The following is a 26,056-nucleotide window of genomic DNA, read 5'->3' on the forward strand; positions in this document are numbered from 1 at the left end:
ATGGGCCAGAACGAACTTCAAACCGGATTAGATCAAAGGGGCAAGGTCACCTAGAACGCACGCCTGGCCGCAAAACTTCCACGCGGATTGGGGCCGTTGCACGCTATCGCGGCACATGCCGGTAACGCCATCTTGTTTTCGTCCGCGAACCATACTATATCCGACGCATTGAATTTGGCCGATCGATCGGGCCTCGCGATCTTCGCGTTTGCTGACGTCTCCAAAATTTCGATACCGCCGGCCGGGCTTTGGTCCGGTCAAACGAAGCAAATGTGAAGGATATTCTAAATGGCAACTGGTACGGTCAAGTGGTTCAACGCCACCAAGGGCTTCGGCTTCATCCAGCCCGACAGTGGCGGCGCGGACGTTTTCGTCCACATCTCCGCCGTCGAGCGCGCTGGCATGACCACCCTCGTTGAAGGCCAGAAAATCAACTTCGAGATCGAGCAGGACCGCCGCACCGGCAAGTCCGCTGCTGGATCTCTGAGCAAGGCAGCCTGATTTTTGCGAATGGCGCGCGCCGGACGAAGGTTCGGGGCGCACGGCAAGTCACGGATGTACTGACGGTCGCGCGATAAGCGCGCCGGAGCGGAAGGATCCGACAAGCCGAAGCAGCAGATTGCTGCCGGCCCGGCTCCGACGTTCCCGATCAGGCTACCGGCATAGGAAGGCGGGCATTGTCCCGCCTTTTTTGTTGTCTGTCTTTGGCAGCGCTCTCCCGCGCATGTTAGAGTCGCCACATGACCAAGCTCGAGCAAATCCAAGCACTCGTCACCGATCTTGATCCAGGGGAATTCAAGGCGTTTGCTGCCTGGTTCGAGGCGCTTCAAGCTGACTTATGGGATAAGCAGATCGAAGCCGACGCCAAGGCCGGTCGGCTGGATAAGCTTGCCGAGCAGGCGTTGGCTGAAATTCGGGCCGGAAAGCTTCGACCTCTTTAGTTTCAGCCGCGAGACCTGCTCAGGCCTGCCACTCGATCGGCACATGCCCCTTATCCGCCTCGACGCGATTCAGCCACTCCACCACGGCCGGATAGGCGTCAAGCTGGAAGCCGCCCTTCTCGGCGGTATGGGTATAAGCATAGAGCGCGATGTCGGCGACGCTATAAGTGCTGCCTGCGAAAAAGGCGTTCTGCTCCAGATGCTTGTTCATCACGTCGAGCGCCTTGTTGCCGCGCTCCAGCGTCAGGGCGAGCCGTTCAGGCGTCGCATCCTTCGCCCTTTCCGGAAATGTGCGCAGCGCCTTGCGCACCGCGATATAGGGCTCGTGGCTGTACTGCTCGAAGAACAGCCATTGATAGGCCAGCCCGCGCTCGTATCTGTCGGCAGGCAGGAAACGCGTGCCTTCGGCGAGATAGAGCAGGATGGCGTTGGATTCGGCGATGCGCCGGCCGTCGTCGAGCTCGAGCAGCGGCACCATCGCGTTTGGGTTCTTGGCGACATAGTCGGCCTTGCGCGTCTCGCCGGTATGTGAGCTGACCTCGACACGGCTGAAGGGAATGCCGAGCTTTGCCATCAACAGACGCGGCTTGTAGCAATTGCCGCTGTCGATCATGTCATAAAGTATCATGGCCCTCTCCTCGAGCATCGAGCGATCGAGAAGCCTCTAACCCGCTTGCGCGAGTCTCATCCAGTGATTTGTTTTTGGGTCAAAACATCAGCGGCGCTGATGCAATTGCACGACCTTGTTGTCCGTGGCGAGCAGCGCATCGATCGAAAGCGGCTCTTCGTTGAAGATCGTGCCGGCGAGCGCCGGGCGGGCGAGGTGGAACCCTTGCAGAAGGTCGACGCCGCCGTCGAGCGCGACGCGCAGATGCGTGGCCTGCTCGATGCCTTCGACCAGCACCTTGGCGCCGCGGTCGTGCAGCATCGAGACCAGCGGCCGGAAGAACCGCTCGGCAGCGGCATGGCGGCAGAACTCGGCGAACCAGCCGCCGTCGATCTTGACGATGTCCGGCAAAAGCAGGCTCATGCGCGTTTCGGTCGAATGTCCAGTGCCGAAATCGTCGATGGCGATGCGGATGCCGTCACGCCTCATCTCGCGCACGATGCCGGCGAGCCGATGCTCGTCGGCCGCCTGTTCGGTGATCTCGCAGACCAGCCTGGTCGGCTCGAGGCCGAAATCGCCGAGATGCCTGGTCATGAGGCGGATCTCGGCCAGCGCCCGCCCGAGGTGATCGTTGATCATCGGGTTGTAGTTGAAGAACAGGGTAAGCCCATCGACGCCGATGTTGCGGTAGTTGCCGAGATGCAGCATCCGGCACATCGTCTCGACGAACAGGCGATCCGATGCCGGCACACCGTCGAAGAACACCGGCGGCGCCACGGGCCTCGCCGCGCGGCGCGGCTCGATCAGGGCTTCGACGGCGACAGCTTTCAGCGTCCTGCCCTGCGGCGCGAAGATCGGCTGGTAGGCGCTCCACAGCCGGAACTCGCCATAGACGCCGAACTGGAGGCCGATCTCGTCGGCGAAGATTGCCTCGGCGGCATTGCGCCGCCTCTCGGGCCCCGCGGTCATGGCCTCCCCTTGCGCCCGAACACCCTCGGCGGTCGCGACGGCGGCACGGGAGCGGAATTGGTTGCGACCGAAGTCTTGCTCTCTTCAGCTTCGGACACCCGCGTAGTCTTGCCGAAGACGCGAAAACTGGTCGGCGCCAGTTCCGGCCGGGCGAGCACATAGCCTTGCACCATGGAGGCCCCGGATTTCTCGGCGAGCTCGAGCTGCCAGCCTTCCTCGATGCCTTCGAAGACCGTGCGGATGCCCTGGCTTTCGAAACTCTTCACCATCGCGGTAAGCAGCGCGAATCCGGCCCCGGACTCCATCAGCTGCGTGATCCAGTGGGCATCGAACTTGACGATGTCGGGCTTGAGCTCCTTGATGCGGTTGATGTCGGACTCGTCGGCGCCGTAATCGTCCACGGCGATGCGGAAGCCGTTGCCCCTCAGCGCTTCGACAAAGCTGTAGAGCGTCTCCTGCGAAGCCGATTTCTGCTCGGTCACCTCGCAGACGATGCGGCGCGGATCGATGCCGGCCTCGTGCAGCACCAGGCGCATGTCGCGCAGCGCCTTGTCGACAATGGCGCGATCAGTGAACACAGACGGATCGAAATTGATGAAGATGGATGCCTCTTCCGGCAGGCAGGCACCGGCGTTGAGCAGATGCAGCGTCCTGGTCAGCGCCTCGATATGCAGCCGGTCGCCCGCCGGGCAGGTGCCGAAGAAACTCATCGGCGACTGCGGCTCACCATCGCGGAACGGCCGGATCAGGCCCTCGAAGGCGACGAGCGAAAGCTTGCCTTCATTGAAGGCGAAGATCGGCTGGAAGGCGCTCTGCAGCGTGTAGATGCCCCAGACACCGCTCGAGGTGCCGTCATCATGACGGATGATATGGGCAAGCCCGATGCTGCGCGACAAAGGTCCCTCGCTCCGCGAAATCAGCGGAATTCAATCAGCCATCCTGCCAGCCAAGGGTTTACCGGTCGTTGATGAATTTATAGTTGCCGGTCACACCACCTTGACCGCTGGATCATCCGACAATGCTTGCGCTTGGGCCGATCATGCGACATGAGAGGCGCCGCGGCCGCTCCTGGCCGCGCCATTCTCTTGGAGACGCTCTGTCATGGCCTTTCTTGCCGACGCCCTTTCCCGCGTGAAGCCTTCCGCGACCATCGCGGTGACGCAGAAAGCGCGCGAGCTGAAAAATGCCGGCCGTGACGTCATCGGCCTCGGCGCCGGCGAACCTGATTTCGACACGCCCGACAACATCAAGAACGCGGCGATCGACGCGATCCGCCGCGGCGAGACCAAGTATCCGCCGGTTTCCGGCATCGCGCCGCTGCGCGAGGCGATCGCGAAAAAGTTCAAGCGCGAGAACAATCTCGATTACCGGCCGGAGCAGACCATCGTCGGCACCGGCGGCAAGCAGATCCTGTTCAACGCCTTCATGGCGACGCTGAACCCCGGCGACGAGGTCATCATCCCCCGCCCCTATTGGGTGAGCTACCCGGAGATGGTGGCGATCTGCGGCGGCACGTCGGTTTTTGCCGATACCTCGATCGACAACGGCTTCAAGCTGACGGCCGAGGTGCTGGAAAGGGCGATCACGCCGAAGACGAAATGGCTGCTGATGAACTCGCCGTCCAACCCGTCCGGCGCCGCCTACACCGAAGCCGAGCTTCGCGCTCTGGCCGACGTGCTGCTCAAGCACCCGCATGTCTGGACATTGACCGACGACATGTACGAGCACCTGACCTATGGCGACTTCGTCTTCAAGACCATCGCCGAGGTCGAGCCGAGCCTCTACGAGCGCACGCTGACCATGAACGGCGTGTCGAAAGCCTATGCCATGACCGGCTGGCGCATCGGCTACGCCGCCGGCCCGGTGCCGCTGATCAAGGCGATGGACATGATCCAGGGCCAGCAGACTTCGGGCGCCTGCACCATCGCGCAATGGGCTTCCGTCGAGGCGCTCAATGGCCCGCAGGACTTCATCGCGAAGAACAAGGCGATCTTCCAGGGCCGGCGCGATCTTGTCGTCTCGATGCTCAACCAGGCGCGCGGCATCACTTGCCCGTCGCCGGAAGGCGCCTTCTATGTCTATCCGTCTTGCGCTGAGCTGATCGGAAAGAAAACGAAGAGCGGCAAAGTCATCGACAGCGACGAGGCCTTCTGCTCGGAACTGCTCGACGTCGAAGGCGTCGCGGTGGTGTTCGGCTCGGCCTTCGGCCTCGGCCCGAACTTCCGCATCTCTTACGCCACCTCAGAGGCGCTGCTGGAAGAAGCCTGCACCCGCATCCAGCGCTTCACCGCATCGCTGACCTGACCGGCAACGCGGCCGGCCGATGAGAAAAACCCGGCTTCGCGCCGGGTTTTTTTGGACTTCTCAGCCGCCATATTGCTCGTCGGAGACCGCCTCCAGCCACTCGGCGTGGACGCCGTCCAGCGCTTCCTGCATGGCAACATGCGTCATGGTGGTTTTCGGTCCAGCGCCGTGCCAGTGCTTCTCGCCCGGCGCGAAGGAGACGACGTCGCCCGCCCTGATCGCCTCGATCGGCCCGCCCCATGTCTGCGCAAGCCCGGCGCCCGAGGTGACATAGAGCGTCTGGCCGAGCGGGTGCGAGTGCCAATGGGTGCGGGCGCCCGGTTCGAAGCTGACCAGCGTCGCCCTCAGCCGCGCCGGCGCCTCCTTCTCGATGATCGGCGTCTGCAGCACCTTGCCGGTGAAATACTTTTCAGGCGCGATGACCGTCGGCACGCTACCGCACGCAATGATCTTCATCGTAGAAATCCTCAATCGTTGACGAACCGGCAAATCGCTAGCGCGGCATCTCGCAGTCTAGTTTCACCCCGGCACGGGGCCAGTGCAACCGGCCTTTCCGATTGTCGACCTCGACGGCACCGAAACATGCTTCGGCGCTGCTTCAACTCATTTTATTAGCCATTTAAAATACTGTCATAAATTGTTGCTTTTTAACCATAAAATGAGGCGCCGGGCCGCGCGCCTGGGAACCGGGCAAGGCAGCGGCCATGCTCAATGTCTTTTTAACGGCTGGGCTCTAGCCATGGCCGTGCTGTGGGGCACGGACATGAGCATCTCAGCGACAATCGAGGGTCATAGCGGCAGGATTTACCGCGGCATTCAGGCGCTGCTTGTGGCGAGCATCGCCGCCACCGCTACTGCCGTCTTTGGCCTGACCGAAAATGCCTCCCGCGCCACCGCTCTTACGATGGCCGCGACATCGACCAGCCTGGCGCTCCTGGTGCTGATGTAGCTGATGTATATGCGCTCGAGCATCGTCCAGCGCCTGCAGTCGGCGGCGGACGCTGAAGCCGAGAAGCACCGCTTTCTCAGCATCGACGCCATGACCGGCGCCATGACCCGACGCTATTTCCTCGAGGCGCTGAACGACAGGCTAGGCGCCTTGCGCAACGGGCGGCAGGCGAGCCTTGTGCTGATCGACCTCGACCATTTCAAGCAGCTCAACGACACTTTCGGCCACCAGTTCGGCGACCTTGCCCTCGCCTATCTGGTCAAGGAGGCGGAGCGCATCTTTGCCGATAGCATTGTCGGACGGCTGGGCGGCGACGAGTTCGGCGTCATTATCCCGCATGGCGACGCGGCCGCGCTCGACAAGGATGTGCGCCGGCTGCTCGACGCGATGCGGGCCGGAAAGCGGCATGAAGGCAAGATCATTCCGCTGTCGATCTCGCTGGGGGTTGCGCTTGCGCCGCTGCACGCCTCCAACCCCACCGAGCTGATGTTGCTTGCCGATCTCGCGCTCTACGAAAGCAAGGCGGCAGGCCGGGGTCGTGTCACCGTCTTCGACGAGGAGATGCTGTCGGACAAGCGATACCGCCGCCTCGTGGAGCGCGAGTTGCGCGCCGCCGTCTATCTTGGCGAGCTGGAGCTCCACTACCAGCCGATCGTCGGCGCCGAGGGCTCCATCGACGCGCTCGAAGGCTTGATCCGCTGGCGCCATCCCGTCCGCGGGCTGATCTCGCCGGCCGAATTCATCCCGATTGCCGAGCGTTCTGCCCTCATCGACATGATCGGCGAGTGGGTCTTCAAGCGCGCCTGCGCCGATATCGGTCACTTTCCAGGGCGGCGCATCTCGATCAACGTCTCGGGCGAGCAGCTGAAGCAACGACGAGATCGTGACGATGTGCGAGCGCATTCTGCGCGAGACCGGCCGGTCGGCATCCTCGTTCATCATCGAGATCACCGAGACGGTTGCGACCGCCGCGACGCCGGAAATCCTCAGGCGCCTGGAAGCCTTGCGCGGGCTCGGCTTCCATATCGCGCTTGACGACTTCGGCACGGGTCACTGCGGCTTCAACTATCTGAAGACCTTGCCCATCGACAGCGTCAAAATCGACCGATCCTACATCCGCAGCCTCGCCCACGATCAGGTGGCGCAGATCTTCGTTTCCGCGCTCGCCCAGATCGCGCGCATCCAGGACATCACCATCGTCGCCGAAGGCGTCGAAACGTCGGAGGAGTTCACCTTTGCCCGCACCGCCGGCTGCAGCCGCTTCCAGGGCTATTTCTTCGGCAAGCCGGCGCCGCGCGACAAGGCGAGCGTGCTCTGCGCTGCCGATAGCAAGCCACTGGCGCTCAGCGCCTGACAAACTGGGCGCCTGACAGACCAAAGCCGGCGCACTTCCTATTTCTCTTGCCCTCTCCGCGAACCCGTGTGACGATGGCCTTGGGCAGGTGGTGAGCAACAGCCCCGTCCGCGACGGCCGAACAGGCCGGCCGCCGCTCTTCACAGAGTGCGATCGGACGCAAAACCGGTTTCCACTTTTGCTGATCGCTCTCTTGGGAAACGCCTGAGTGGAGGTCAGCCATGGGTACTCGCGCCGGAGGACGACGCACGGGACCGAAATGCATTGCCATAGTCGGTCCCTTCGCAAGCGGTAAGACGACACTTCTCGAAGCAATCCTGGCCCGCACGGGCGCCATCCCCCGCCAGAATCCCGTCTCATCGGGCAACACTGTTTCTGATCATTCGCCAGAAGCCCGTGCCCACGCCATGAGCGTCGAGGCGACTTTCGCCACCACGGAGTTCATGGGCGAGCAGTTCACCTTCGTCGACTGCCCCGGCTCCATCGAATTCGCCTTCGAGGCTGAGCCGGTGCTTGCAGCCTGCGATGTCGCAGTTGTCGTCGCCGAAGCGGACGAAAAGAAGATCCCGGCGCTCCAGCTCATCATGCGCAAGCTCGACGATCTCGGCGTGCCGCGCATCCTGTTCCTTAATAAAGTGGACAAGGCCATCGCCGGCGTGCGCGAGACGCTCAAGATGCTGCAGCCGGCAAGCTCCGTGCCGCTGCTGCTGCGCCAGATTCCGCTGCGCAAGGACGGCGTCGTCATCGGCTCGATCGATCTGGCGCTCGAGCGCGCCTATGTCTACCGCGAATATGCCGAAAGCCAGGTCGCCGAGATTCCGGACGACGACAGGGCGCGCGAGCTCGAGGCCCGCTTCTCGATGCTGGAGACGCTGGCCGACCATGACGACCAGCTGATGGAGCAGTTGCTCGATGAGATCGAGCCGCCGAAGGATGCGGTCTTCGACGATCTTGCCGCCGACCTCCGCGCCGGCACAGTGACGCCGGTGCTGATCGGCACCGCCGAGAAAGGCAATGGCGTGCTGCGCCTGTTGAAGACGATCCGCCACGATGCGCCGGACGTCGAGGCGACCCGCAAGCGCCTTGGCGCGCCAGACGGCAACCAGACGGTCGTGCAGGTGATGAAGACCATCCACACCGCGCATGGCGGCAAGCTGTCGGTGTCACGCGTGCTTTCCGGGCAGTTGGCCGATGCGGCCGAGCTCTTCCTCTCCAGCGGCGACACGACGAAGGTCTCCGGCATCTACAAGATGCTTGGCAAGGACCAATTGAAGCTGTCATCGGCCAAAGCCGGCGACACCATCGCGCTCGGCAAGCTCGACAATGTCAGGACCGGCCAGACGCTGAGTTCCGCAAAGGGCGGCATCAGCCCGCTGCTCGCACTGGAGCCGCCACAGCCGGTATTCGCCTTCGCGCTTCGCCCCAAGGAACGCAAGGACGAGGTCAAGATGTCGGCGGCGATCCAGAGGCTTGCCGAGGAAGACCCCTCGCTCAGCCTGCACCACAACCAGGACTCCGCGGAGACCGTGCTGTCGGGGCATGGCGAAATGCACCTGCGCGTGGTGCGCGAACGCCTGGAAGGCAAGAACCAGATCCCGATCGAAGGCCACTCGCCGGCGGTGCCCTATCGCGAGACGATCCGCAAATCCGCACAGCAGCGCGGCCGCCACAAGAAGCAGTCCGGCGGCCATGGCCAGTTCGGCGACGTGGTGATCGAGATCAAGCCGCTGCCGCGCGGCTCGGGCTTCCAGTTCACCGACTCCATCACCGGCGGCGTCGTGCCCAAGACCTACATCCAGTCGGTGGAGACGGGCATTCGCGACTATCTGAAGAACGGCCCGCTCGGCTTCCCGGTTGTCGATGTCGCCGTCAACCTGTCGGACGGCTCCTACCATGCGGTCGACTCTTCCGACATGGCCTTCCAGATGGCGGCGAAGCTGGCGATGAAGGAAGGCATGGCGGCCTGTTCGCCGGTCCTGCTGGAGCCGATCATGAAGGTCGAGATCGTCACGCCCTCGGATGCAACCTCGAAGATCATCGCTCTGATCCCGCAGCGGCGCGGCCAGATCCTCGGCTATGACGCGCGGCCCGACTGGCCGGGCTGGGACGTGGTCGAGGCGACCATGCCCCAGGCCGAGATCGGCGACCTGATCATCGAGTTGCGGTCGGCGACGGCAGGCGTCGCCAGCTACAAGGCCGCTTTCGACCATATGGCCGAACTGACCGGCCGCCTGGCCGACGAGGCGATGAACGCCAACGGCAAGGCTGCCTGACCGATTTTGGCTGAAGATGCGAAAACGGCGCCCGGATCATCCGGACGCCGTTTCTTATTGCGGACCGTCTTCCTGGAAGGCAACGGCAGGTCCGCCGCATCAGGAAATGGTTCGGACGCGGTAGCTGCCTGAGCCCGGCCTGTCCGGGTGATGCCCCCATCTCCCGAACCGACCAACCGCGTCCTATGATTTACTTAATCGATAGAGTGCGTCTGCGACATGTTACCCGATGTTACATGTCACTGTTACGTGGCTCCCGTGCACGCATTTCCGCTACCGGCGTGACCCCAGCGCAACAAAAAAGCCGGATCAATAAAGATCCGGCTGAGTTTGATTGGAAGTGCCGATTAGGGCTAACCTCCAGAGGGGAACACTCGAGGGCGCTAATGGGAGGAGAACGCGCCCTGGAGATGAACTATATATGTGCTCATCATGCCCAAGAAACAAGCATCTATTTTGCAACACACGCATGCAAAAAGACGCAGGCTGTGGTCTAACCCTTTCCGAGTACCGATAGGACCAGAAAAAATCGCCGAATCCGGAGCCGTTCCGGACTGAAAGCGATCGCTGATATGCAAATCGGGTCAGATTCCGGCCGCGAAATACGCTAAATTCAAAATGATGCGAACTCGGGCAGGTCGCGTTTATTTTTGCGGCAGGAGAGCCTGATGCGAACTTTTTCGGCAATTGCCGGCAGCGCCGTGTTCTTTGTTGCCGCCCCCGGCGTCGTCGCCGGGCTGCTCCCCTGGTTGCTGAGCGACCGCTATCGCATGCCGCAGTCCACCGTGCCGGGTTTTGTGCCGGCTGGCTGGATCCTCGTCGTCGGCGCCGCGGCGGTCCTGCTTCATTCCTTCGCGCGCTTCGCGCTTGAGGGCCTGGGCACGCCGGCCCCTGTCGCACCGACCGAGAAACTCGTTGTCGGCGGTGTCTATCGCCATGTGCGCAACCCCATGTATGTGGCGGTGCTGTCGATCATCCTCGGCCAGGTGCTCATCTTTTCGAGCTGGGCGACGCTCGTCTACGGCCTGATCGCCGCGTCGGCGATGATCTCCTTCGTCAAATTCTACGAAGAGCCGACGCTCGCCCGCCGCTATGGCGCCGAATACGAAACCTATCGCCGCGCCGTTCCTGGCTGGCTGCCGCGCATCACACCGTGGCGCGGGTGACCCGCCCTTCCTCAGGGAGCGCCAATATTCAGGTCAGGCTGAGTCGAGAACGGTAGGTTCCGAGAACCGGAACGGAGCGACTTCAACTACGTGAGTACCGGCCTACGCCGGCCGTAGCCTTAACTGCACGGCGATACATGAGTGCTTCGGCCGGCGAAGGCCGGAAGCGCAGGAACCCGCCGTTCGCCTAGTAGGACCAGCTACGGGCCTTGGCGATGATAAAGTCGCGGAACACATGTAGCTTCGCCTGGTTCTTCATTGCGTCGGGATAGGCGAAATAGGTGTCGAAGGACGGCACCTCGGTCTCAGGCAGCAACTGAACCAGGTTCGAGTCCTTGTTGATGACGTAGTCGGGCAGCATGGCGATGCCGGCGCCGCCCTGGACCGCGCGCTTGATCGACAGGATGTCGTTGATCTGCAGCGTCGGCACTCGTTGCCCGCCTTCGAAATCGCCGACCGTTTCCAGCCAGTTCAGTTCCGACAGATGCGAGGGCACCGGCACGCCGAAAGTGACGATCCGGTGGTTCCTGAGCTCGGCGATCGAGGCAGGCTTGCCGAATTTCGCTACATAGGAAGGCGCCGCGTAGAGATGGAAGTGCACGGTGAACAGCCGGCGCTGGATGAGATCCGGCTGCTGCGGCTGCCTGAGGCGGATGGCGCAGTCGGCCTGGCGCATGGTGAGGTCGAGCTCCTCATTGGCAAGGATGAGCTGCAGGCTGATCTCGGGATAGAGCTCGATGAATTCCTGCACGCGCTCGGTCAGCCAGCCGGCGCCCAACCCTACCGTGGTCGTCACCCTCAGCACGCCGGATGGGCGATCCTTGGTCTCGGTCAGCCGCGACTTGATCGTCTCCAGCTTCATCAGCACGTCATGCGCCGTGCGGAACAGCATCTCGCCCTGCTCGGTCAGCACGAGGCCGCGCGCGTGGCGATGAAACAGCGCCACGCCGACATCATGCTCCAGCGCGCTGACCTGCCGCGAAATCGCCGATTGCGACAGATGCAATGTCTCGGCGGCATGGGTGAACGACCCAGCCTCCGCCGCAGCGTGAAACACGCGTAGCTTGTCCCAGTCCAGCGCCATGATTCCCCTCGTGTTGTCTTTGGCGTCTGAATGAAAAATCAGGCTTTTAAACGGCTTCTCGCAGCCGATAGCTTATTCCGCCGCTTCGCGCTGAACTTCGATCCCCGCCAGATATTTCTCCGCCTCGAGCGCGGCCATGCAACCCAGTCCCGCCGCCGTCACCGCCTGCCGGTAGACGTCGTCGGTGACATCGCCGGCGGCAAACACGCCGGGAACGTCGGTGCGGCTAGAATCGGGCGCCGTCCACAGATAGCCGTTCGGCTTCTGTTTGAGCTTGCCGACGAAGAGCTCGACCGCCGGCGCGTGGCCGATCGCGACGAAGACACCATCGACCTTCAGCCGCGACACTTCTCCTGTCACCACGTTGCGCAACTTCAGCCCGTCGACCGAAGGCGGCAGCGGCGCCTTGCCCGGCTGCCCGGTGATCTCGTCGACGACAGTGTCCCAGATGACGCGGACATTGTCCTTCTTGAACAGCCGCTCGCGCAGGATGCGCTCGGCGCGGAAATCGGCGCGCCGGTGAATGACGGTGACACTCTTTGCAAGATTGGCAAGGTAGAGCGCCTCCTCGACCGCCGAATTGCCGCCTCCGACCACCGCGACATCCTTGCCGCGGTAGAAGAAGCCGTCGCAGGTGGCGCAGGCCGACACGCCGAAGCCCATGAAGGTCTGTTCCGATGGGATGCCCAGCCACTTGGCCTGCGCGCCGGTCGCGATGATCAGCGCATCTGCCGTATAGACAGTGCCGGAATCGCCGGTGGCGCGGAATGGCCGCACATTGAGGTCGACCTCGGTGATGATGTCGTTGACGATCTCGGTGCCTACATGCTCGGCCTGTTTGAGCATTTGCTCCATCAACCAGGGGCCCTGGATCGGATCGGCGAAGCCCGGATAGTTTTCGACATCGGTGGTGATCATCAACTGGCCGCCCTGCTGCAGTCCGGCGACGAGCATCGGCTTCAGCATGGCGCGGGCGGCGTAGATCGCCGCCGTGTAGCCGGCCGGACCGGAGCCGATGATGAGAACGGGCGCGTGTTTGGTGTTCATGAAAAAAGTCCCCTGCGGCACGAGGCCGTGGTTTGTCGCCGGTAATGTAAGTGTTGCCCGGCAAGCCAGCAAGGCAGCTTGGCCTTCGTCCCCGGAAAGCTTCGAGGCACGGCATACAGGACCATATCCTCACCTTGAAGCAGAAAAATCATCGCAAAGGGGATGGCCTCCCGCACGAAACCAAATTACAAAATCGCGAAAGATTCTTGCGCGAAAGCCATTCATGCCGCTCAAAGCCGATCTCGACGCCATCGACTGGAAGATCCTGCGCGAATTGCAGAACGACGGCCGCATGACCAATGTTGAGCTGTCCAACCGCGTCGGCATCTCGGCGCCGCCTTGCCTGCGCCGCGTCCGGCGGCTGGAAGAGGCCGGCATCATCCGCGGCTATCGCGCGCTCCTCAACGCGCCGGCGCTCGGCATGGATGTCGTTGCCTTCTGCCTGATCGGCCTGCATCACCAGGCCGATGCCGAGCTAAAATCCTTCGCCGAGCGCACGCGCGGCTGGCCGATCGTGCGCGACGCCTGGATGGTGTCGGGCGAGTCCGATTTCCTGCTGCACTGCGTGGCGAGCGATCTCGGCACCTTCCAGACCTTCGTCATCGAGGAGCTCGCCTCTGCCCCCAACGTCGACACCGTGCGCACCGCGCTGACCATCCGCCGCGTCAAGGACGAGGGGTTGGTGGCATTCGAGGGGAAGTCCTAACCCCTGCCAAGCCCGGCGATAAAATCGCAAAGCCTCCGATGGTCGTTGCCTGTTGTCAGCTTGCGCGCGATGAAGGCGCCGTCGCCAAGTTTTCGGTTGACCCGGCTTCCGACTTGCCAGCCTTCCACCAGCCCGCCCCGCCGCCCCGCCTCCATGTCGTCGGCCTTGTCGCCAACGATGATCGAGCGACCCGTGTCCAAGTTCAAAAGATCGCAGGCGCGCAAGAGCATTCCCGGATTGGGCTTGCGCATCGGATGATCGCCTACCGCTAGAACACCCGTGCCGCTTGAATGATAGGCACAGGCTAGCACTAGATCGATCTTGCATTCTTCCGCTTCGAGAAGCTCCAGGAGTCGGCCATTGACTGCCGCGAATTCCGACCAGCCGAAATAGCCGCGTGCGATGCCCGACTGGTTCGAGACAATGACTGCCGGAAGCCCGACAAGATTGGCGGTTCGGATGACCGGCAGCATCTCCGGCCGCAGCACGATGTCTATAGGGTTGCTCGGGTAGCCGGTGTCGACATTGATGGTGCCGTCGCGGTCGAGGAAGAGCGCCGGCAGACCGGCCGGAAAGGCTCTGGACCCAATCCGCTCGACCCACAGGCCGGGCTCGGCGAGCGGAAAATCTCCCTCGCGGTCAGCCATCGCTGAGACGCGCTTCCACCGCCTCGCACAGATGGTGGTAGAGGCAGAGGTGCCCTTGCTGGATGATCGGCGTCGAGGTCGAGGGCACGTTGAGCAGGATGTTGGTCAGCGGCTTCAACTTGCCGCCGGTGTCGCCGGTCAGGCTGATCACCGTCATGCCCATTTCCCGCGCCTGCTCGGCGGCGGCAAGGATGCTCGGCGAATTGCCGCTGGTGGAGATGGCGAGCAGCACCGCACCCTCCGATCCATGCGCCTCGACCTGGCGCGAGAAGACGGTGTCGAAGCCGTAGTCGTTGCCCCAGGCGGTCAGCACCGCCGCATTGGCCGGCAGCGCGATGACATTGTAGGCCTTGCGCTCCTTGAGGAAGCGGCCGACCAGTTCGCCGGCGATGTGGATGGCATCGCTCGCCGAGCCGCCATTGCCGCAGATCAGCAGCGCCTTGCCCTGCGAAAGCGCCGTCACGACCGTGCTCACCGCGCGTTCCATCTCGCCGGTGAGGTCGCGCTCGACCATCGCCGAGATCGCCGCCGCGGAGCGGACCAGATAGTCGTTCAAGTCGGACATGGAAACCCTCAATTCGTGCCGCCGGCGCGCAGCTTGCCGATGGTGCTGGTCGTGCTCTTGCCGGCGACGAGGTCGACCAGCACCACGCGCCCGCCTGCCTTCTGGACCACGTCGGCACCGACCACGGTCTCGATCGTGTAATCCGCGCCCTTGACCAGGATGTCGGGCTTGAGCGCCTCGATCAGCTTGAGCGGCGTGTCCTCCTCGAAGACGACGACGGCATCGACCGAGGCAAGGGCCGCGAGCACGCAGGCGCGGTCATGCTGGTCGTTGACCGGGCGTCCGGGCCCTTTCAAGCGTCGCACCGAGGCATCGCTGTTCAGGCCCAGCACCAGCCGGTCGCACTGGCTGCGCGCGGCATGGAGCAGGCTAACATGGCCGGCATGCAGGATATCGAAGCAGCCATTGGTGAAACCGACGGTCAGCCCCTCCTCCTTCCACGCCGCAACCATCCTGGCCGCCGCATTGGCGTCGAGAATGGCGTCCTGGTGGGCGACCGGTCCATGCGAGCGGAACAGCGCGCCGGAGAGCTCCTCGACGGTCAGCCGCGCCGTGCCGCGTTTTCCCACCACGACGCCGCCGGCGGCGTTGGCGATTGTAGCGGCCTGCACGCGGTCCGCACCGGCGGCGAGCGAAAGCGCGAAGGTCGCGATGACCGTGTCGCCCGCGCCCGAGACGTCGAACACTTCGCGCGCCTGCGTGGAAATGTGACGGGCATCCTCGGAAGTGACGACGCTCATGCCCTTTTCGCTGCGCGTGGCGACGATGAAGTCGAAATCATGCGCTGCGATCAGGTCTCGTGCCGCAGCGACGATCTCCTCGTCGCTGAACACGGCGCGTCCAACCGCCTCGCCAAGCTCCTTGCGATTGGGCGTGACCGCCGTCGCCCCCGCATAGCGCGCATAATCGCGGCCCTTCGGGTCGACCAGCACCGGCTTTCCGGCATCGCGGCAGATAGCAATCAGTTCGGCCGCCACGCCGTCGAGCAGGATGCCCTTGCCATAGTCGGACAGGATGACGATGTCGGCGCGCGCAAGCGCTGCCTGGAAGTGCTCGACGAGCGCTGCCCGCTCGCTGCGGGCAAGCGGCTTGATCTCCTCCTCGTCGAACCGCAGCACCTGCTGGTTGAGCGCGCTGAAGCGGCTCTTCGACGAGGTCATGCGGCCTTGCCGCTGCACCATGCCATCGGTATCGGCACCGAGATCGCCGAGCATGCGCAGGAGATTGTCGCCGGCCTTGTCGGCGCCGATCACGGACACCGGGATCGCGGCGCCGCCCAGCGAGACGATGTTGGAAACGACGTTGCCGGCGCCGCCCATGGCCAGCATCTCGCCCCGGCCGTGCAGCACCGGGATCGGCGCTTCCGGCGAGATCCGCTCGATGACGCCGCTGACGAAGCGGTCGAGGATGAAGTCGCCGACCACCAGCGCGGTGACCTCGCTGAAGCGGGCAATAGTGCGATGCAAGGGCTCCGGGGAAGGCAAATGGTGCTTGATCATCTCACTGGCACACGCCGAACAGGCTGGTCTTGATCAGGGTTGCGGCGTCGGAAATCCGGCGCCCTTCATTCTTCGCGATGCCGATATACCGCAATTGGGGCCAGCGCAACGGCGGGCCGACGCGCGCACGGCCAAGGCCGGCGGACGGATCAGCTCTTTTGCAAGGCAACATGGACACCGAGACCGACAAGCACAGCGCCGCCCGCGCGCTGCATCAGGCGCTGTGCGCGGCCCGAGCGGCGCAGCCGCACGATCATCGTGCCGGCCAGCAAGACGCAAACGATGTCGGACGACGAGAACATCAGATTGACGATGGTTCCCAGCACCACGAACTGCAGCCAAACCGGAAAAGTCGCCGAGGCATCTATGAACTGCGGCAGGAACGCCATGAAGAAGATCGCTGTCTTGGGATTGAGCACCTCGACCGTGATGCTCTCGAAAAAGGCGCGGCGGGCCGATTTTCGCTCGATGACCGGGAGCGTCCCGTCTCCTTGGGTCTTGGCGCGGAACAGCGAGACGCCGAGCCAGATCAGGTAGAGCGCGCCGACAAGTTTGACGGCCAGGTAAAGCGGCGGCACGGCGTGGAACAGCACGGACAGGCCGGTCGCGGCAGCAAGAACATGCACATAGCCGCCAAGGTGGATGCCGAGAGCAGCGGTGAGCCCCGACCAGCGTCCGCGCGCAATGGTCTGCGCCGCCGCATAGAGCATGGCCGGACCAGGAATGTAGGCAAAGATCGCCGTGGTGACGAAAAAGGCCACAAGCAGTTCGGTCGATGGCATTGCCTTGCTCCTGTCGCGACCCCGTCGGTTGCCGGCACTTCGCCCGGGTGGCCGGCTCGCGCGAGGAAGCGTGAGCTTTGCGGCGCGACTGTGGCCGAACGGATGCACTGCAGGTGTTTGACCTGCTTTATCGACACTCCTGCCAGCCTCCCCTATAAGGACCGGAATCGATAAGCGAAACCAGAGGCCTTCATGATCATCGTCACGGGCGGCGCCGGCATGATCGGCTCCAACATCGTCGCCGCGCTCGATGCCGAGGGGCATGACGATATCGTGGTCGTCGACGATCTCACCGACGGCCACAAGATCGCCAACCTGGCCGACCTTCGGATCGCCGACTATCTCGACAAGGACGAATTTCTGGCTCGGCTAGAGGACGGCGGAATCGGCCGCGTCGAAGCCGTTTTCCATCAGGGCGCCTGCTCGACCACAACCGAATGGAACGGCAAGTTCATGATGGACGTGAACTATGCTTATTCGAAGCGCCTGCTGCACGCCTGCCTCGCGCTGCGCGTGCCTTTCCTTTATGCCTCGTCGGCCTCGGTCTATGGCGGCGGCAGCGAGTTCCGCGAAGAGCCCGAATTCGAGCGGCCGCTCAACGTCTATGCTTATTCGAAGAAGCTGTTCGACGACTATGTCCGCCGCAACGTCTTCGATACCGATCATTCGCAGGTTGCCGGCCTGCGCTATTTCAACGTTTACGGGCCGCGCGAGTCGCATAAGGGCGCCATGGCCTCGGTCGCATTCCATCTGTTCAACCAGGTGGCGCGAGGCGAAAATCCGAAGCTGTTCGGTGCTTATGGCGACTTCGGCCCGGGCGAACAAAGCCGCGACTTCATCCATGTCGGCGATGTCGCCGAGGTCAATCTGTGGCTTTGGAAGCGGGGCTTGAGCGGCATATTCAACTGCGGCACCGGCCGGGCCCAGCCGTTCCGCGCCATCGCCGAAACGGTGATCGACACGCTGGGCCGAGGCCAGATCGAGTTCATCCCCTTTCCCGACCATCTCAAGGGCAGCTACCAGAGTTTTACGCAGGCTGATATGTCCCGCTTGCGCGCGGCCGGCTACAATGGCCAATTCCGGACCGTCGAAACCGGCGTTAGAGACTATGTCCAATGGCTGAAAGCCCAACGATCCTCGTGATCGGCCCACGCTGGGTGGGCGACATGGTCATGGCGCAGTGCCTGTTTGCGGCACTGAAGGAAAAGCATCCGAACGCCGCCATCGACGTGCTGGCGCCCGCCTGGGCAGCGCCCCTGGTCAAGCGCATGCCCGAAATACGCTGCCAGATCGATTTCCCGCTGATGCCCGGAGCGCTGGAATTCGGCAGCCGCAGGCGCTTCGGCCGCTTGCTGCGCGGCCGCTACGACATGGCCTATGTGCTGCCGGGGAGCTGGAAATCGGCGCTGATCCCGTTCTTTGCCCGCATTCCGCGCCGTGTCGGCAATTTGCGCGAAATGCGCTACGGCTTGCTGACCGACATCGTTCCGCTGCCCGATGCGGTGAAGCGGCGCACGGCACGGGCCTATTTCGGGCTTGCCCGCGGCGGCACGTTTCGCGCGCCAAAACTCACGGTCGATGCGGCCAACCAGGCCGACCTGCTGGCGCGGTTCGGGCTCGACGCGAAGCAGTTCATCGCCTTGATGCCGGGCGCCGAGTTCGGCCCGGCAAAACGCTGGCCGAGCGAACACTATGCCGAGCTTGCCCGCGAAATGATGGCAAAGGGCCTGGGCGTTGCCCTGCTCGGCTCGAAGAACGACGCCGAGGTTACCGGCGAGATCGCGAGGCTCGCGCCGGGCGCCATCGACCTTGCCGGCAGGACAAAGCTCGAGGACGCCATCGACCTGATCGCCGCGGCGAAGCTTGCCGTTTCGAACGACAGCGGATTGATGCATGTCGCGGCCGCCGTCGGCACGCCGATCGTCGCCGTCTACGGCTCGACGTCGCCCGAGAACACGCCGCCGCTGACCGATCGCTCGGAGCTGATCTGGCTGCATCTTTCCTGCTCGCCCTGCCACAGCAAGGTCTGCCCGCTCGGCCATCTCAACTGCCTGAAGACGCTGGACGTCGCGCGGGTCGCTGCCGCGGCCGACCGGTTGCTCAAGGTTCCGGCAGCCGCATGAAGGTGCTGATCGTCAAGACATCGTCGATGGGTGATGTCATCCACACGTTCCCGGCGGTCGAGGATGCGCTGCGCAATCGCCCCGGCATAAGCTTCGACTGGTGCGTCGAAGAAGCGTTTGCGGACATCGTCGCCTTGCATCCGGCAATAAAGTCCATCCACAAGGTGGCGATCCGGCGCTGGCGCAAGAAACCGTTCGACGGCGGCACGTGGCGCGAGGTGGCCGGCCTGCGCCGCGGCTTGCGAACCGGCCACTATGACCTGGTCATCGACGCCCAGGGGCTATTGAAATCGGCAGTGGTCGCCAGGCTGGCCGGCGCGCCGATCGCCGGTTTCGACCGTTCCAGCGCCCGAGAGCCCTCGGCGACGCTGTTTTATCAGCGCACATACGCGGTGCCGCGCGACCTGCATGCCATCGAGCGCACGCGGCGGCTGTTCGGCCTGGCCTTGGGTTATCAGCCTGATCTTTCGGTCCTCGACTCCGGCATAGTGCCGCCGGCAGATGGACTTCCCGGCGTCGAAGGCAGAACCGCTTTCCTGCTGCACGGCACCAGCCGAGAGGACAAGAAATGGCCGGTTGAGGATTGGATCGAGACCGGGCGCCGGCTGGTGTCCAGGCAATTCACGCCGGTCGTCACCTGGTCGAACGAAGCGGAAAAGCGGCTCGCCGAAGCCATCGCCGGCGCGGTGCCGAAAACGGTGCTGATCCAGAAATCGCCGCTCGCGGAGATCGCCGCGATACTCGGCCGGTCGACGCTCGTCATCGGCGCCGACACCGGCCTCAGCCATCTCGCCAGCGCCTTCGGCCTGCCGACCGTCGCCATCTTCCTGGCGACGGAACCCGGCCTGACCGGCCCACGCGGGCCGTTTTCCTCGACCTTGCTGGCGCCTGCCGGCGGCAATGTCACGCCGGCTGAGGTGATGACTGAAGCGGAACGGCTGCTGGCGCTTAGATCGGAAGCGCCAGTCTAGGCCTAAATAAACTGCACCTGGACGATCTCATACCCCCGCGCTCCGCCGGGGGCATTGACCTCGATGGCGTCGCCGACTTCCTTGCCGATCAGCGCGCGCGCGATCGGCGAGGAGATCGAGATGCGGCCGGACTTCACATCCGCTTCCTGGTCTCCGACGATCTGATAGGTCTTCTTTTCCTCGGTGTCCTCGTCGACCAGCACGACGGTGGCGCCGAACTTGACCTTGTCGCCGCTGAGCTTCGTGACGTCGATGACCTCGGCCCGCGCGATCAGGTCCTCGAGCTCGTTGATGCGGCCTTCATTGTGGCTCTGCGACTCTTTCGCCGCGTGGTACTCGGCATTTTCAGACAGGTCGCCATGCGAGCGCGCTTCGGAGATCGCCTCGATGATGCGTGGACGCTCTTCCTGCTGGCGCCAGCGCAGTTCTTCCTTCAATGACGCGAACCCCTCGCCTGTCATCGGGACCTTGATCATGATGCCTGACCTTTCCTGCCGCCATCCCCGCTTTTCGGGGATAGCCTTGTCGTTGGGTACAAAAAGAAAACGGTCCGGCAGCCTCGGGCTAACGGAACCGTTTCACCACAATTTCCCTGAATATAGCGATCTTCGCGCGATTTTCACGTCCAAAAATGAAGTTCGGCAAAATGATCACTGCTTTCGCTTGATCGCCTGGCGGCGAATGCGGCAGCAGCAAAAAACCGGCTGCGATTGTTCGCAGCCGGCTTGGGAAGCTGGTCGTCGGATCAGCTCCTCAGGAAATGATCGATCTGCTCCGATAGCATGCCGTATTCGCGCGAGCCTTTGCCGGTCCGCTTCTCGATCTCCATCAGCTGCTGCTGCGCGCCGGCAAGATCGCCGATCTGCAGGTGAGCCTCGCCGAGATATTCGCGCACCAAGGTGTAGTTCGGGTCGATGCGCAACGCTTCCTCGTAGTAGCCCAGGCCGACCGTGACGCGACCGGAATGGCGATGCGAATAGCCGAGATAGTTGAGAATGCGCGGATCCTGCTTGTTGGCGGCGAGCGTCAGCACCGAGATCGCCTCGTCGTAGCGTCCTGCCATCGCCAGATCGTGGCCCGCCTCGTAGATGCTGTCGTCATCCAGCATGCCATATTGTGGCGTTACGCATTTCTTCTTCTTCTTGTCCCAGACTTCGCCCTTCTTGCACTGCGTGGTCTTACCGCCGCTGCCGCCACCCTCGCCGGCGGTGAAGGCGGGCGCCACAAACAGCGGCAGGGCGGCAACAGCCAGTACCTGAATAAGCAAACGTCTGCGCATTTAAGCCTCCTTGAGCGTGACAATGGCAGACTAACGCCACCTCGATACGGTTTCATCCCGAAAAGCTGGCGGCGGCCAAACTATTTGGACTTTCGGGAGCGCGTCCTGTTCCTTGCGAACGGACGTGACGCGGGCCGCAAATTCGCTATCATCAGTCGAGCGCACCACGAGGAGAAAGGGCAGTGCAGCAGCGCCTCGAGAAGGAATGGGATCTTTCGATCGACCCGGACACGGTGCGCCTGTTCATCCTGAAGGCCAAGGCGCTGAGTGCCGCCGTCAACGAGGACTATGACGACGGCACCGAGCACGAGGTCGAATTCGACGGCGACAGGCATGACAACCATCACCATGACGGCCTTGTCGAGGAAGCCTCGGAAGACCTCACCGAGGAGGAATTCCGCGAGCTGATCAACGACCTCAACGTCGATGAGGCGGCCGAACTCGTGGCGTTGGCCTGGGTCGGCCGCGGCGACTACGAAGCTTCCGAATGGATCGACGCGGTTGCGGCCGCGCGCGAGCGCGCCAACAAACGCACCGCAAAGTACCTGCTCGGACTGCCGCAACTCGCAGACTGGCTGGAGGAAGGCCTGGAGGCGATCGGCGCGTAACGGGCCGGTAACCGATTTTGATCGCAGCGCCGGGGCTTCCAAAGCAACCTTGCATTGCCGGCGCCGTTTCCGGCCGATGGCAACGCTGAGCTTTTCCGGATTTTGCAGACTGGTGCTGCCTTTGGTGGCAGCAACCTTGCTGATCACGCCGGCGATGGCCCGGCACCACCATCACCGGCCGCATAAGAGCCATTTGGCGCCGGCCAGCGAAAGTGCGACGCCGTCGCCGGAGGCGCCGGCATCGGCGCCGATTCCCGAGCCGCGCCCTGCTGAAGAGCCTGATCGAGATTCCGAACTCGAACCGCAGACGCCGGCAGCCGTCCCGACGCCACCGGAAAAGCCGACCGAAGTGGCGCCTGAACCGCCTGCCACCGCACCGAAGCCGCCGGAGAAGCCCGCACAGGCGGAAGTGCCTCCCGATCCGCGTTCCGCTGAACTGCCAGCCGACAAGATGCCGGAAGAAGAGGTGGCCTGCCGCACGCGGCTGAAGGCGCTCGGCGTCGAATTCGAAGAACACAAGGCCGAGCATGATGCCGCAATCGGCTGCTCGATCCCCTACCCGATCGTTCTGAAAACGCTGGGAAAATCGATCGGCATCGGTTCCGGCACTGAGCTCAATTGCCGGATGGCCGAGGCTGCGGCGCGCTTTGCCGCCGATGTCATCCGGCCGGCCGTCAAGGCCGAATTCGGCGCCGATCTCAAATCGATCACCCAGGCCTCCGCCTTCGTCTGCCGTCCGCGCCACGGTGGCGAAAAGCTGTCGGAGCACGCCTTCGGCAATGCGCTGGACATAGCTTCCTTCACGCTGACGGACGGCAAAAAGATCGAGATCGGACCGGCGCCGCCCGAGAAGGATGCAAACTTCCTGAACACGGTTCGCAAGGCCGCCTGCGGACCGTTCAAGACGGTACTCGGTCCGGGCAGCGATCCCGACCATGCGCTGCATTTCCATCTAGACCTCGAGCCGCGCCGCCACGGCGGGACGTTCTGCCAATAAGAACAGATGCCGCAATTCGGCCCCAGGCGTGAATGCCGGCGCTGATCTTTCCTTTACTCTTGCCGACTAGACTTGTGCCATCCGGGGACAGGATGCCTTTCGATGGCTCGAATATTTGGCGCCAGCCTCGCCTTGGCGCGACTGAACACTCGTGCGAGCTTCGCCGCCGCCAGGTTGGCGGCAGGGCTCGCGATCACAGCAGTCTCGGCCTGCACCACCGGCGACGTCTTCTCGCTGCAGCCTGCTGTCGATGTCGGCAGCCAGACCGCCGCCGTGCCCGAGGCTCCGCAATATTCCGGCATGCAGAGGCTTGTCCCGTCCAACCCCTACATGACCCAGGCCGCCTATCCGCGCATGGATGAGCCGATGTCATCGCCCGAGCAGATGCCGGCGAGCGAGATCGACTGCCGCAATGAGCTGAAACGGCTCGGCGTCGTTTACCAGGACATTCAGCCGATCCACGAAGGCCAGTGCGGCATCGACTTCCCGGTGAAAGTTTCGGCCATCGGCAGCGTCGAGATGAAGCCCGCCGCCACGCTGACCTGCAACATGGCCGCAACCTTTGCCGCCTGGACTAGGAACGAGCTCGTGCCGGCCGCCCGCTGGCGCTATTTCTCCGGCGTCAAGGCCATCCACCAGGGGTCGAGCTATTCCTGCCGCAACATCGCCGGCGAGGGCGTCTTATCCGAACACGGCAAGGGCAACGCGCTCGACGTCATGAGCATCGAGCTCAACAATGGCGACGACATCGACGTGCGCAAGCCAGGCCTGTTCGCCTTCCGCACCCGCGGCTTCCTCAACAATGTACGCGCCGACGGCTGCCAGTATTTCAACACGGTGCTCGGCCCGGGCTACAATTACGACCACCGCAACCACTTCCACTTCGACGTCAAGAACCGCAGGAGCGGGTACCGCGCCTGCCGCTAACTGGCATCCTCTGCCCAATCCGCTGAACGCCGCGTAGAGTGGCCTGATACAAGCTTGGGGAGCGGTCTCTCGTGAGTGAGCGAAGCCTTCGGCGGCGCGCGGCGATCTGGCTGGCGGCTTTCTGCGCCTTCTATCTGGCATTTGCCTATCTCGCCGCGCCGGAATTCTGGACCTGGCGGGAGCGCGGCTTCCGCACGCAGCGCTTCGAGATGGTGACGCATACGCCGCAGGGGATTCCGGGCGACCCGATCAATGTCGGACTTGTCGGCACCGAGAAGGAAGTGGTCCACGCCTTTGCCGTCGCCGGCTGGGACACGGCCGATGCCGTCACTTTGCGGACCGCGATCGACATCGGCGAAAGCGTCTTGTTTTCCCGTCCCTATCCCGATGCGCCGATGAGCCGCCTGCTGTTCGAAGGCCGCGCCCAGGATCTCGCCTTCGAAAAGCCGGTCGGCGACAGCGCCGACCGGCGCTACCACGTCCGCTTCTGGCAGACAAATACGGTCGGCGACGATGGCCGCCCGCTCTGGCTGGGCGCCGCAAGCTTCGACCGCGGCGTCGGCCTCAGTCACGACACCGGCGCGATCACCCATCACATCGGCCCGGACATCGACGCCGAGCGCGACTTCCTGATCGGCGACCTCGATGCTGCCGGCATGCTGGTCTCGACCAGCGAGATACCGGGGATCGGCGCCACGAAAGACGGCAGGAATGGCGGCGGCGATCCCTATTTCACCGACGGCATGGCGGTAATCGGCGTGTTGAGGAGGCTGCCCTGACCGAGGCTGTAAGACTCAGGCCATTGTGATGACGATCTTGCCGAACGGCTGGCGCCGCCCTGGGATGTCGCCTGAAACCGCTGTGCTTGAAAAAATTGTCATGCTCCAAAAATAGCGGCGGACTATTTTCGAATGCGCTGCAGCAATGCTATTGACCGCCTATGCTTTATGTTGAAATCGCCGTCGTGGCCGTCCTCATCTTGGTGAACGGCCTTCTGGCAATGTCCGAACTTGCGATCGTCTCGTCGCGGCCGGCCCGCCTCAAGGCGATGATCGACCGCAACGTCAGGGGCGCCGGTCGCGCCCTGGCGCTCGGTTCCAACCCCGGCAAGTTCCTGTCGTCGGTGCAGATCGGCATCACCTTGGTCGGCGTGCTGTCCGGCGCCTTTTCCGGCGCCACGCTCGGCGAGCGGTTGGCGCAGTATCTGGTCTCGACCGGCATCCGTGAGAACATCGCGGATCCCATCGGGGTCGGCATCGTCGTCGCTATCATCACCTATGCCTCGTTGATCGTCGGCGAGCTCGTGCCGAAGCAGATCGCGTTGAGGGATCCGGAGCGGGTCGCGGTCCGCGCCGCACCGGCGATGACCATCCTTGCCACCGTTTCGGCGCCGCTGGTCTTCCTGCTCGACATTTCCGGCCGCGCCATTCTCTGGCTGCTCGGGCAGACCGGCGAGACGGAAGAGAAGGTCACCGACGAGGAGATCAAGATGCTGGTCGCCGAGGCCGAGCATCACGGCACGATCGAATCCGACGAGCGGCGCATGATCGCCGGCGTCATGCGGCTTGGCGACCGCGCGGTGCGCGCCGTGATGACGCCGCGCACCGAGGTCGACTGGATCAACCTGCAATCCGACGAGGCGGCCATCAGGCGGCTCTTGATGGAGACGCAGCATTCGCGGCTGCCCGCAGGCGACGGCAATGTCGACGCCATGATCGGTGTCGTGCAGACGCGCGATGTGCTGGCCGCCCTTCTCGCCGGCAGGGTGTTGGATCCGCGCCAGCATGTGCGCGAGGCGCCTATCGTGCATGACCAGGCCGACGCGCTCGACGTGCTGGCGAAGCTGAAGGAATCGGACGTGCCGATGGCGCTCGTCCATGACGAATACGGCCATTTCGAGGGCATCGTCACGCCGGCCGACATGCTGGAAGCGATCACCGGCGTCTTCCGCTCGGACCTCGAGGCCGGCGAGGAAGAAAACGCCGTCAAGCGGGAGGACGGCTCATGGCTGCTCGCCGGTTACATGCAGGCCGACGAGATGGCCGAAACACTCGGCATCGATCTGCCGGAGAACCGCGACTATGAGACGGTGGCCGGCTATGTGCTGTCGCATCTGCATCACCTTCCCACCACCGGTGAATGCGTCGACGCGCAAGGCTGGCGCTTCGAGGTGGTCGACCTCGACGGCCGCCGTATCGACAAGCTGATCGCAACGCGACTGCCCGACGGCCATCGCCCGATCGCGCGGCGATAGATTC

Annotated in this window: 26 protein-coding genes and 1 pseudogene; 15 read left to right on the top strand and 12 right to left on the bottom strand. The window is 63.5% G+C overall.

Annotated elements, in window-relative coordinates; genetic code table 11:
• Positions 1-288 precede the first annotated feature (288 nt).
• Positions 289-501: a cold-shock protein gene (locus AU465_RS29950; protein WP_059186884.1), complete on the top strand. Its 213-nt coding sequence runs from the start codon at positions 289-291 to the stop codon at positions 499-501.
• Positions 502-740: 239 nt separating this feature from the next.
• Positions 741-941, top strand: a complete 201-nt coding sequence (locus tag AU465_RS29955; RefSeq protein WP_192256114.1) for a hypothetical protein — start codon at positions 741-743, stop codon at positions 939-941.
• Positions 942-960: 19 nt separating this feature from the next.
• Here AU465_RS29955 and AU465_RS29960 read toward each other — a convergent pair whose 3' ends face one another.
• From AU465_RS29960 to AU465_RS29970, 3 genes are all read right to left on the bottom strand, one after another.
• Positions 961-1,569 carry a glutathione S-transferase family protein gene (locus AU465_RS29960; protein WP_192256116.1) on the bottom strand — a complete coding sequence of 203 codons (609 nt, stop codon included), beginning with the start codon at positions 1,567-1,569 and terminating at the stop codon, positions 961-963.
• 87 nt (positions 1,570-1,656) lie between these two features.
• Complete coding sequence (locus tag AU465_RS29965; protein WP_192256118.1) at positions 1,657-2,517, bottom strand: EAL domain-containing protein; 861 nt, start codon at positions 2,515-2,517, stop codon at positions 1,657-1,659.
• Positions 2,514-3,413, bottom strand: a complete 900-nt coding sequence (locus AU465_RS29970; protein WP_192256120.1) for an EAL domain-containing protein — start codon at positions 3,411-3,413, stop codon at positions 2,514-2,516. Before AU465_RS29970 ends, AU465_RS29965 begins: the two co-directional genes overlap by 4 nt.
• A 205-nt stretch (positions 3,414-3,618) precedes the next feature.
• Here AU465_RS29970 and AU465_RS29975 point away from each other — a divergent pair, with 205 nt between their 5' ends.
• A complete protein-coding gene (locus tag AU465_RS29975) occupies positions 3,619-4,821 on the top strand; it encodes a pyridoxal phosphate-dependent aminotransferase (protein WP_192256122.1) in 1,203 nt (400 codons plus the stop codon).
• 60 nt (positions 4,822-4,881) lie between these two features.
• On the opposite strand, the gene AU465_RS29980 is transcribed toward AU465_RS29975, so the two are convergent.
• Entirely contained in the window at positions 4,882-5,277 is a 396-nt protein-coding gene (locus AU465_RS29980) for a (R)-mandelonitrile lyase (protein WP_192256124.1), read from the bottom strand.
• A 307-nt stretch (positions 5,278-5,584) separates the two neighbouring features.
• On the opposite strand from AU465_RS29980, the pseudogene AU465_RS37250 reads away from it, so the two are divergent.
• The 3 genes and pseudogenes from AU465_RS37250 (at position 5,585) to AU465_RS29995 (ending at position 10,563) form a co-directional block, all read left to right on the top strand.
• Positions 5,585-7,124: pseudogene (locus AU465_RS37250) on the top strand (putative bifunctional diguanylate cyclase/phosphodiesterase).
• Between the two features lie 221 nt (positions 7,125-7,345).
• A complete protein-coding gene (locus tag AU465_RS29990) occupies positions 7,346-9,397 on the top strand; it encodes an elongation factor G (RefSeq protein ID WP_192256126.1) in 2,052 nt (683 codons plus the stop codon).
• A 668-nt stretch (positions 9,398-10,065) separates the two neighbouring features.
• Positions 10,066-10,563, top strand: coding sequence for a methyltransferase family protein (locus AU465_RS29995; protein WP_192256129.1), 498 nt, complete (start codon positions 10,066-10,068; stop codon positions 10,561-10,563).
• A 187-nt stretch (positions 10,564-10,750) separates the two neighbouring features.
• Here AU465_RS29995 and AU465_RS30000 read toward each other — a convergent pair whose 3' ends face one another.
• A complete protein-coding gene (locus tag AU465_RS30000) occupies positions 10,751-11,647 on the bottom strand; it encodes a LysR family transcriptional regulator (RefSeq protein ID WP_192256131.1) in 897 nt (298 codons plus the stop codon).
• 72 nt (positions 11,648-11,719) lie between these two features.
• Positions 11,720-12,694: a thioredoxin-disulfide reductase gene (trxB, locus tag AU465_RS30005; RefSeq protein ID WP_192256133.1), complete on the bottom strand. Its 975-nt coding sequence runs from the start codon at positions 12,692-12,694 to the stop codon at positions 11,720-11,722.
• Positions 12,695-12,917: 223 nt separating this feature from the next.
• Between trxB and AU465_RS30010 the strand changes: the two genes are divergently transcribed.
• Positions 12,918-13,400, top strand: a complete 483-nt coding sequence (locus tag AU465_RS30010) for an Lrp/AsnC family transcriptional regulator (RefSeq protein WP_192256135.1) — start codon at positions 12,918-12,920, stop codon at positions 13,398-13,400.
• Here AU465_RS30010 and AU465_RS30015 read toward each other — a convergent pair.
• The 4 genes from AU465_RS30015 to AU465_RS30030 form a co-directional block, all read right to left on the bottom strand.
• Positions 13,397-14,047, bottom strand: coding sequence for an HAD-IIIA family hydrolase (locus AU465_RS30015; protein WP_192256137.1), 651 nt, complete (start codon positions 14,045-14,047; stop codon positions 13,397-13,399). The genes AU465_RS30010 and AU465_RS30015 overlap by 4 nt on opposite strands.
• Positions 14,040-14,612: a D-sedoheptulose-7-phosphate isomerase gene (locus AU465_RS30020; protein WP_192256139.1), complete on the bottom strand. Its 573-nt coding sequence runs from the start codon at positions 14,610-14,612 to the stop codon at positions 14,040-14,042. Before AU465_RS30020 ends, AU465_RS30015 begins: the two co-directional genes overlap by 8 nt.
• An 8-nt stretch (positions 14,613-14,620) precedes the next feature.
• Positions 14,621-16,111 carry a D-glycero-beta-D-manno-heptose-7-phosphate kinase gene (gene rfaE1 / locus AU465_RS30025; protein WP_192256141.1) on the bottom strand — a complete coding sequence of 497 codons (1,491 nt, stop codon included), beginning with the start codon at positions 16,109-16,111 and terminating at the stop codon, positions 14,621-14,623.
• A 149-nt stretch (positions 16,112-16,260) separates the two neighbouring features.
• Positions 16,261-16,893 (bottom strand): LysE family translocator, encoded by a 633-nt coding sequence (locus AU465_RS30030; protein WP_192256142.1) that lies wholly within the window; start codon positions 16,891-16,893, stop codon positions 16,261-16,263.
• Positions 16,894-17,085: 192 nt separating this feature from the next.
• Between AU465_RS30030 and rfaD the strand changes: the two genes are divergently transcribed.
• Genes rfaD through waaC form a run of 3 tightly spaced genes read left to right on the top strand, consistent with a single transcriptional unit; the run spans position 17,086 to position 19,987 of the window.
• On the top strand, positions 17,086-18,036 hold the full coding sequence (gene rfaD / locus AU465_RS30035; protein WP_192256143.1) for an ADP-glyceromanno-heptose 6-epimerase: 951 nt from the start codon (positions 17,086-17,088) through the stop codon (positions 18,034-18,036).
• A complete protein-coding gene (gene waaF / locus AU465_RS30040) occupies positions 18,009-19,016 on the top strand; it encodes a lipopolysaccharide heptosyltransferase II (RefSeq protein ID WP_192256145.1) in 1,008 nt (335 codons plus the stop codon). The genes rfaD and waaF overlap by 28 nt, the downstream gene beginning before the upstream one ends.
• Entirely contained in the window at positions 19,013-19,987 is a 975-nt protein-coding gene (waaC, locus tag AU465_RS30045; RefSeq protein ID WP_192256147.1) for a lipopolysaccharide heptosyltransferase I, read from the top strand. The genes waaF and waaC overlap by 4 nt, the downstream gene beginning before the upstream one ends.
• Positions 19,988-19,989: 2 nt before the next feature.
• Here waaC and greA read toward each other — a convergent pair whose 3' ends face one another.
• Positions 19,990-20,463 (bottom strand): transcription elongation factor GreA, encoded by a 474-nt coding sequence (greA, locus tag AU465_RS30050; RefSeq protein ID WP_040970906.1) that lies wholly within the window; start codon positions 20,461-20,463, stop codon positions 19,990-19,992.
• A 269-nt stretch (positions 20,464-20,732) separates the two neighbouring features.
• Positions 20,733-21,266 (bottom strand): tetratricopeptide repeat protein, encoded by a 534-nt coding sequence (locus AU465_RS30055; protein ID WP_192256149.1) that lies wholly within the window; start codon positions 21,264-21,266, stop codon positions 20,733-20,735.
• Between the two features lie 182 nt (positions 21,267-21,448).
• On the opposite strand from AU465_RS30055, the gene AU465_RS30060 reads away from it, so the two are divergent.
• The 5 genes from AU465_RS30060 (at position 21,449) to AU465_RS30080 (ending at position 26,052) form a co-directional block, all read left to right on the top strand.
• A complete protein-coding gene (locus AU465_RS30060) occupies positions 21,449-21,874 on the top strand; it encodes a DUF3775 domain-containing protein (protein WP_192256151.1) in 426 nt (141 codons plus the stop codon).
• A 124-nt stretch (positions 21,875-21,998) separates the two neighbouring features.
• Positions 21,999-22,871 (top strand): extensin-like domain-containing protein, encoded by an 873-nt coding sequence (locus AU465_RS30065; RefSeq protein WP_376774920.1) that lies wholly within the window; start codon positions 21,999-22,001, stop codon positions 22,869-22,871.
• Positions 22,872-22,973: 102 nt separating this feature from the next.
• Positions 22,974-23,798, top strand: a complete 825-nt coding sequence (locus AU465_RS30070) for an extensin-like domain-containing protein (RefSeq protein WP_192256155.1) — start codon at positions 22,974-22,976, stop codon at positions 23,796-23,798.
• Between the two features lie 71 nt (positions 23,799-23,869).
• Positions 23,870-24,577, top strand: a complete 708-nt coding sequence (locus AU465_RS30075; protein WP_192256157.1) for an LssY C-terminal domain-containing protein — start codon at positions 23,870-23,872, stop codon at positions 24,575-24,577.
• Positions 24,578-24,738: 161 nt separating this feature from the next.
• The gene (locus tag AU465_RS30080) at positions 24,739-26,052 is read left to right on the top strand and encodes a hemolysin family protein (RefSeq protein ID WP_192256159.1); all 1,314 of its coding nucleotides are present in this window, start codon (positions 24,739-24,741) and stop codon (positions 26,050-26,052) included.
• Positions 26,053-26,056 lie beyond the last annotated feature (4 nt).

Origin of the sequence: Mesorhizobium silamurunense (genome assembly GCF_014843905.1) — a bacterium.
GTDB lineage: Bacteria > Pseudomonadota > Alphaproteobacteria > Rhizobiales > Rhizobiaceae > Mesorhizobium > Mesorhizobium silamurunense.